At 67.1% G+C, this 8,097-nt stretch carries 5 protein-coding genes; 3 read left to right on the top strand and 2 right to left on the bottom strand.

Annotated features, from left to right (window positions below):
- The first annotated feature begins 236 nt into the window (after positions 1 to 236).
- A complete protein-coding gene (locus tag FDZ70_04175; GenBank protein ID TLM78499.1) occupies positions 237 to 1,448 on the top strand; it encodes a response regulator in 1,212 nt (403 codons plus the stop codon).
- Between the two features lie 18 nt (positions 1,449 to 1,466).
- Here FDZ70_04175 and FDZ70_04170 read toward each other — a convergent pair whose 3' ends face one another.
- Both FDZ70_04170 and FDZ70_04165 read right to left on the bottom strand, forming a co-directional pair.
- Positions 1,467 to 2,126, bottom strand: a complete 660-nt coding sequence (locus tag FDZ70_04170) for a response regulator transcription factor (protein ID TLM78498.1) — start codon at positions 2,124 to 2,126, stop codon at positions 1,467 to 1,469.
- Positions 2,127 to 2,149: 23 nt separating this feature from the next.
- The gene (locus FDZ70_04165; protein TLM78497.1) at positions 2,150 to 4,354 is read right to left on the bottom strand and encodes a diguanylate cyclase; all 2,205 of its coding nucleotides are present in this window, start codon (positions 4,352 to 4,354) and stop codon (positions 2,150 to 2,152) included.
- A 35-nt stretch (positions 4,355 to 4,389) separates the two neighbouring features.
- Here FDZ70_04165 and FDZ70_04160 point away from each other — a divergent pair, with 35 nt between their 5' ends.
- Together FDZ70_04160 and FDZ70_04155 are read left to right on the top strand one after the other, a co-directional pair.
- Entirely contained in the window at positions 4,390 to 4,872 is a 483-nt protein-coding gene (locus FDZ70_04160) for a hypothetical protein (protein ID TLM78496.1), read from the top strand.
- A gap of 19 nt (positions 4,873 to 4,891) precedes the next feature.
- Positions 4,892 to 8,097: PAS domain S-box protein (locus FDZ70_04155; GenBank protein TLM78495.1), on the top strand; the 3,206-nt coding region annotated here is incomplete at its 3' end.

Raw genomic sequence — 8,097 nt, 5'->3', positions numbered from 1 at the left:
GTTCATGACAACCTCTCCCTCCGATAGATGAGACGTGCAGTCTCATCAACGGCGGGTGAGATGGTGCACGGGATAGGTCACACCGGCGGAGTCGAGGGGAACCGACGCTACCCGAACGTGCCATGGGCCTTCCGGCCGGTGCGGTGGTCGAGACGGTCTAGGAAGACGAGACGACCAGCACGTCAACGGGGCTACGACGAGAATCGCCGGGGGCCTCGTGACGGTCAGTCGGACCGATGTGCCCGTCATCGGGCGGAGGATCCGGTCTCGGAGGGCCGCGTACGAAGCCGCGTTCTTGGGAACACCAGATCGGAGGCACGCCGACTTCGCGATCGCTTCAGCGATCGCGCAACGACATGTGGCTGGTGAGGCGGACGGACAGCGATCGGCCGATCGTACTCATTGCCGACGATGACGCGGCGAGTCGGCGTCTGATCGAACTCTGGCTCGAAGGCATGGGCGTCCGGACGCTCGCGGCCGCCGATGGCGTCGGCGCATTGGCCTTGGCCCGCGCAGGTCTCCCCGACCTCGCCCTCCTCGACGTCATGATGCCCGGCCTCGACGGCTTCGAGGTCGCCCGCGAGCTCAAGCGGGACCCCGCAGTGTGCGGCACACCGATCGTGATGATCACGTCACTGGGCGATGTCGACGACCGAGTGCGTGCCCTCGACGCTGGCGCCGACGACTTCCTGAGCAAGCCCGTCGATCCAGCGGAGCTACAATCTCGCGTCCGATCCCTCCTCAAGACCAAGGCACTCGGGGACCGGCTTCGGGAACACGAGCGGGAACTGGAAGCCGCCGTCGAGGCGAAGACCGCGGACCTTCAGGCCGCGCTCGATCGCGCCGAGATGGCGACACTCGACACGATCCAGCGGCTGTCGCGGGCCGCGGAATACCGCGACGAAGCGACGGGCGCACACATCACGCGCGTGAGCCACTACGCCTACGTGATCGCACGCGGGCTCGGAGAACCCGACGCTTGGTGCCGCACGGTCATGCACGCGATGCCCATGCATGACGTCGGGAAGATCGGCATCCCCGACAGGATCCTGCTGAAGCCAGGCAAGCTGGATGCTGACGAGTCGGCGGTGATGCGCACGCATGCGAGGATCGGCGCTTCCATCCTCTCGGGCTCGAGTTCGGACGTGCTCCAGACCGCGGAGATCATCGCGCTGACGCACCACGAGAGGTGGGACGGCACCGGCTATCCGGCAGCGCTCGCGGGTGAGGAGATCCCCCTCGCGGGCCGGATCGCCGCGATCGTCGACGTGTTCGACGCGGTGTGCTCCAAGCGGCCCTACAAGTCCGCGGTGCCGCCGGCCGACGCGGCTCGCATCGTGGAATCCGAGCGCGGCGCCCACTTCGATCCTGACGTGGCGGACGCGTTCGTCCTGGCGCGCGACGAGTTGCTCTCCTTCGCGGCTTGCGCGGGATACGACTCCGCCTGAATCCGACATCGGTCGCCGTCAGAGGGTTACGAGTCCCCTCCGGATCGCCTCGCTGACCGCCTGCGCCCGGGAATCGACGCCGAGCTTCGAGTAGATCGCGTGCAGGTGGTTCTTCACGGTGCTCTCCGACACGTGCAGCGTCCTGGCCATCTGCGCGTTCGACATGCCCTTCGCGAGCAGCTCGAGTATCTCGGCCTCGCGGATCGTCGGCGATGATTCCGTCGGACCGGCCGCAGCCGCCCTCATCGAGAGCCTCCGCATCCTGGTCAGCAGCGCGGTAGAGACGCTCGAATCGAGGACGGCCTCGCCCGACGCCACCGCCTTGACCGCCGAGGTGACAGCTTCCGGCTCCAGGTGATCCAGGTTGATGAATCCGAGTGCGCCGGCCTCCAGCGCGTCGATCGCGGTCACGTCTCCGCCGGTCACGCCCGCCACGACGACTCGCGCGCCCTCCAAAGCCCGCACGACATCGGCGGTCATCGCCGGGCCGCAGTCGGGACAGTGCACCATGTCCACGACCACCACGTCCGCGGCGAGTGCCCGTGAGCGCGTGAGCCCGGAGTCCCACTCCGCTGCCCGACCGACCACCTCAACACCTTCAGCGGCGTGCAGCATGGCTGCGAGGCCCTCGACGCATGCCGCCTTCCGTCCCATCACGAACACCTTGACTGAGTCCACGTCACTCCCCAACCGCCTACCGGTCAACGTACCTCATCCCCCTCAGGCGGCTCCGCGAGTCCGCTCGGGCCGTGAACGTCAGGCCCGATCACGAGGCCTTCCGCGACCTCCACGCCGGCCTCGACCACGAGCGCGAGACACTCACGCGTGTCGACCCCGGTCGCCACCAGAGTGACACCGCGGGCATCACACTCGGCCAGGGCGGCGTCACAGCCCCCCGTTGAGTCCTTCAGGTGCGCGAGCACCGACGCGGGGAACCACAGCTCCGAGAACACCGACAACGGCAGCGCCGCGACACTGGCACACGTCTCATCCACAGCGAGGCACATCGCGAAGCCTGAGTGTCCGGCCGCCCTGATCCACGTCTCGGAGGGCGCGCACCCCAGCACATGTGCGGCCGGCACCTCCAGCGCGATGCACCGCGGGTCGGCCCCGCGACGCGACACTTCCTCCTGCAGCCGCCCGAACACGGCGGGGTCGAGCATGTCTCCGAGGCCCAAGGGCATCGAGATCGCCACCCCTGCTGCCGACTCGAGCAAGGCTCCCGCGAGCGGCTCCACCGTCGCGCGCGTGGCGCGTGGCCCGCCTAGGGCGCCGGGCTCGCTCGCGCTGTCCGGTTCGCTCGCCAGGTCGACGCACGCCCGCAGCCGGACCAGCTCGCCCGTCAGCGTGCTGCGCATCGGCCGGAACGTGATCGCCGGCGTGGGCGCCGGCTCATCGGCCGGCCGCCTCTTCGCAGCCTCGACGACCTCCGTCCGGTCTCGGCCCGTGTGCTTCGCCCGATACAACGCTTCGTCGCTGGTGCGAAGCGCTTGCGCCGCCGTCTCGGAATCGGGGAACACGTTGACCCCGATGCTCACGGTGACCTGCCGGCTCGATGCGGCAGGGACCACCTGCGCGACTGACACCGCCTCTCGGATCGTCTCAGCGACCTCCTGCGCGCCCCGCCGCCCGACGTCCTCGACGAGCACACCGAACTCGTCGCCGCACAGGCGCGCGACGAGTGCTTCTCTCGGTGCCGATGCCCGCACCGTCCGGGCTATGTTGACCAGCGCCGCATCACCGACATCGTGCCCGAACTCGTCGTTGATCTGCTTGAAGTGGTCGACGTCGACGAACAGCAGCGCACCCGTCGATCCGGAGCTCAATCCCTGGACCAACCTCTCGAAGCGCGATTCGAGCACGCGACGGTTCGGCAGGTCGGTGAGCGGATCGTGCTCCGAGAGATAGCGGAGCAAGTCCACGTACTCCATCTGGTCCGTCACATCCGCTCCGGCGCAGACGACGCCGAGCGGCTCTCCGGCGCTGTCCTCGTACGGCGCGATCGATACGCGCATCGTGCGCACTCGCCCATCCTGTCGCCGGAGACGGGCGGTGGTCTCAGACACCCGACGCTCCGCGAGACACCGCCTCGCGACCGAGAGCGTGTCGCGGATCTCGTCTGCTGCATACTCGTCATCGAATCCACTCGGCTCCGCCGGTTCGATCCCGAGCTCGAACCGCCTGGCCTCGCGATTCACGAAGTCCACTCGTCCGGCAGCGTCAAGGGTGAGCACGGGCACCGGAATGTGATCGAGCGCCGCGCGGACCGCCTCGCGCTCGCCCCTCTCGTGCCTCAGCTCGACCACCTTGTCGTCGAGCTTGTCCTCAAGCCTGTGGCTGTAGCCCTCCAGCAGCCTCGCGAGCTCGGACTCCTCGAGCTCCGGGGCCGCTGAGCCGGTTGCCACCCCCCGCACGGCCAGTCCCTCCGCAACGGCCTCGAGAACAGCGGTCGTGGACGCCGGCTTGATCAGGTAGGCCGTCGCGCCCAGATCGCGCGCGAGCCGCTCGTCGGCCTCGTCGATGAAGCTCGCCGTATGGAAGATGAAAGGTACGGCCGCAAGACCGGGGTCTCGCCGCATCTCGAGCCGGAGACGGAACCCGTCCATGTGCGGCATGAGCCCGTCGGAGACCACCAGGTCGAAGGCGGTCTCACGTAGCCTGCTCAACGCCTCCAGACCGTCCTCGGCTTCGACGACCTCATGACCGTCGCGCTCGAGGATCTTGCGCAGCAGCAGGCGGGGTTCCTTGGCGTCATCCACCACCAGCACCCGCGCCATCATCCCCACCTCCGCGAGAACCGTACGGCGACGGGGCGGCGTTGCGCAAGCGCTTGATACCGACGAGCCGTTTGATGAGCAAGGGGTATAGAGGGGTGAGCGCAGGTGGACGAGGGCGCCGTCGACCATATCGCGCAGGTGTGAGCTGGATCGGGGGACACCACATGGGTGGACGCATCTCGACGGGCATCGAGGGCCTCGACGAGCTGACGATGGGCGGCCTGCTGCCGAAGCAAGCGTATCTGGTGCGCGGCGGACCGGGCACGGGGAAAACGACCCTGGGGCACCACTTCTTGACCGCAGGTGCACGCAGCGGGGCTGCGGCGCTCTTCGTGACCTTGAGTGAGACCGAGGAGCAGCTCAGGGCCCACTCGGCAGCCGTGGGGGCCGCGCGCGCGGCCGCAGAGAAGCGGGGAAGGCGCCTCGCAGGTTGGGCGCACCACGTCAGCCACGTCTTGATGAAGCAGGAAGCTGGGAGGATCGCGCAATCGTTGAAGCACGTTCTTGCAGGGACGAGAGCGAACCTATGGCACGCGAGAATGCACACGGTCAGGGCGGAATGCCGGACTCGACCGGGTCGGCAGAACGCGAGTCGTTGTCGGAGGGAAGGGCATCGCTCAGGAACATCCGCAGAAGCGAGGATGTGAGCAAACGCGAGGGACATCCATGAACTCGGAAGAACGATACCGCGTCACTTCTGAGCCGAACCTTGAGACCTTGGGGCGCCGGCTGGCGAAGGTCTGCGCATTGCTCATCGGCGGCATCGCCTTGCTGGTGCTGGGCAGTTGGGTGGCCGGCCGTTGGCAGATGGGCACCCTCGGCAGCGACTTCATCCCCATGGCGCCCAGCACGGCGCTGCTGTTTCTGTTGTTGGGCGCGGCGGTGTTCATCCGGGCGCAGGGTGCGGAGGGACGAACGGGCGCATGGTTTTGTCTTGTTGCGGCCGGGGTGGCGCTGGCAGCGGGCGCGCTGTTCCTTGCGCGGGACTTGCTCGGCTTCGAACTGCCCCTTGAACAGTGGCTGGCGTCATCGGACGCGACACTGAAGGGCGTCCCGGTGGGTCGCATGTCGCCGATGACGGCGCTGGCATTCGTGCTGACCTCAGGGGCACTGCTGCTACGATCACCGGCGCTGGCGGACCGCGCTGCGGCGCGCTATCTGGCGCGGGTTCTGACGCTGGGCGTGTCGTTGGGCGCCGTCACCGTGCTGATCAGCTACAGTTCGGGCGAGCCGCTGTTCTACGGCCAGGGCCTGGTGCCCATGGCACTGCCGACGGCGATCGCTTTCATGCTGCTCGGCGCGTCGCTGTTGGCCCTGAGCACGAGGAAACCGTCCCCTGGACTCCGATCGCCACCACGCCTCACGGGGTGGTGGCCGATGACGATCCTTGCGGTGCTCGCAGGCGCCGTGGCCCTGACGGGATGGTTCTACCTCCGGGCGCAACTCGTCGAGACGCGCGGCCAGGTGGAGGCCGAACTCAACGCCATCGCCGATCTCAAAGTGCAGCAGATCGTCACATGGCGGCAAGAGCGGCTCGCCGACGCGGCAGTCATCGGACAGGCCGCCTTCTTCGCACGCGATGTGCAGACGTTCTTCAACGATTCTTCCCCGACAGCGAAGGCGGAGTTGATCCACTGGTTGACGTTGTTCGCCGAGAACCACGAGTACCGCCGGGTCTCGTTGTTCGACGCGCGGGGCGAACTGCGGTTGACGCTGCCGGACGACGGGATTCGCCCCGGCCCGGTCATGAACAGCCACGTCAGTGATGTCCTGCGTGACCCGCGCGTCCAGATGACTGACCTGCACCGCGGCGACAGCGGCGGTGACATCCGCATCTGCCTCGCCATCCCCATCTTTGCGCCCGACTCCTCAACCATTGACACTCGACCCTCCTCCCCCTTCGCCGTCATCCTGCTCGAAGTCGACCCGCAACGGTTCCTCTACCCCCTCATCCAGACGTGGCCGACGCCCAGCCGCACCGCGGAGACGCTGCTGGTCCGGCGCGACGGCGACGATGCCCTCTACCTCAATGAATTGCGCCATCAAGAGAACACCGCGCTGTCGTTGCGGGTGCCGCTGACGCGCACCGAGTTGCCCGCCGTGCGGGGTGCGCTCGGCCAGATCGGCATGTTCGAGACTGTGGACTACCGCGGCGTGCCGGTGCTCACGACGGTGCGCTCGGTGCCGGGCACGCCGTGGTTCATGGCCTCCAAGGTGGACCAGGAGGAAGTCTACGCGCCGATGCGGGAAAGGGCGTGGTCGGCGGGATTGGTCGGGGCGATGCTCGTGCTGGCGGCCCTGCTCGGGATCGGCCTGCTCTGGCGGCAACAGAGGCTGGAGTCTTCCCGCCGAGAACTGGCCGAACGAGCGCATGCGGAGGCGGTAGTGCGGGAGAGCGAAGAGCAGTTGCGGCGTGCGCAGGAGATCGCGCATCTGGGTAGTTGGCAACTGGATCTAGTGCACAACCGGCTCAGTTGGTCGGACGAGGTCTATCGCATCTTCGGGTTGATACCGCAGGAGTTCGGTGCGACGTACGAGGCCTTTCTGGAACGTGTCCACCCCGACGACCGCCAGAAGGTGGACGAAGCCTATGGCAGTTCGTTGCGCGAGAACCGCGACACCTACGAGATCGAACACCGCGTCATCCGCAAGGATACCGGCACGGTCCGCGTCGTCCACGAACGATGCGAACACTCTCGCGATGCCACCGGCAAGATCACTCGCTCCATCGGCATAGTTCATGACATCACCGAGCGCGAACGGGCGGAGCAGATCAACGTGGCCCGGTTGCGCTTGATCCAGTTTGCCGCAACGCACAATCTGGATGAGTTGCTAGAGGCGACGTTGAACGAGGCGGAGGCGTTGACAGGCAGCTTGGTCGGTTTCTATCACTTCGTGGAACCAGACCAGAGAACGCTATGGCTTCAAAACTGGTCCACCCGGACCAAAGCGGAATTCTGCAAGGCGGAGGGAAAAGGGCTGCACTACGACATCGCCGTCGCGGGAGTGTGGACCGATTGCGTCCATCAACGCCGGCCGGTGATCCACAACGACTACGCCTCGCTGCCACACCGTAAGGGCTTGCCGCCGGGACATGCGCCGGTGGTGCGTGAATTGGTGGTGCCGGTGATGCGGGACGAGAAGGTTGTGGCGATTCTCGGCGTGGGGAATTGCCCGGAGAACTACACGGACGAGGATAGCAAAGCCGTTTCACTCCTCGCTGACTTGGCGTGGGAGATCGCTGTGCGCAAGCGGGCCGAGGAAGAGATCTGCCAGTTGAACGCCGAATTGGAACAGCGCATCCGCGACCGCACCGCGCAACTCGAAGCCGCTAACCATGAACTGGAGGCGTTCAGCTACTCCGTCGCGCACGACCTGCGCGCGCCGCTGCGGGCGATCGACGGCTACGACCGCATCCTGGTGAAGGACTACGAAGACAGACTCGATGACGAAGGCCGCCGCGTGCTAGGCGTCATCTCCCGCGAAACGCAGCGCATGGGCGCGTTGATCGACGACCTGCTCGCCTTCTCGCGGTCGAGCCGTCAGCCGATGCGATTGACGGAGGTTGACCTGAATGCGCTGGCCCAAGCCGAGTATGAGAGGTGTGCCGCGCAGGAACCGGATCGGCTCATCGAGTTCAAACTGCATCCGCTGCCGCCGGTGCAGGCTGACGCGGCCATGTTGCGCCAGGTGCTGGCAAACCTCCTTTCCAATGCCCTCAAGTTCACCCGCTCGCGCGAAGTGGCGGTCATCGAGGACGGGGGGGTGGGGTCGGGGGGGGGTGGGGGCATGGGGGTGGCCCCAGACGGCGCGGGCCCGCAGGGCGAACGCCCCCTTGGCCTCTTCCGCCCGGGCACACGGGGCGGGGGTGG

The sequence above is a fragment of the Actinomycetota bacterium genome, from assembly GCA_005774595.1.
Classification (GTDB): Bacteria; Actinomycetota; Coriobacteriia; order Anaerosomatales; family D1FN1-002; genus D1FN1-002.
Note: the sequence above shows the minus strand (reverse complement) of the source record. Positions and strands in the feature narration are given on the sequence as shown.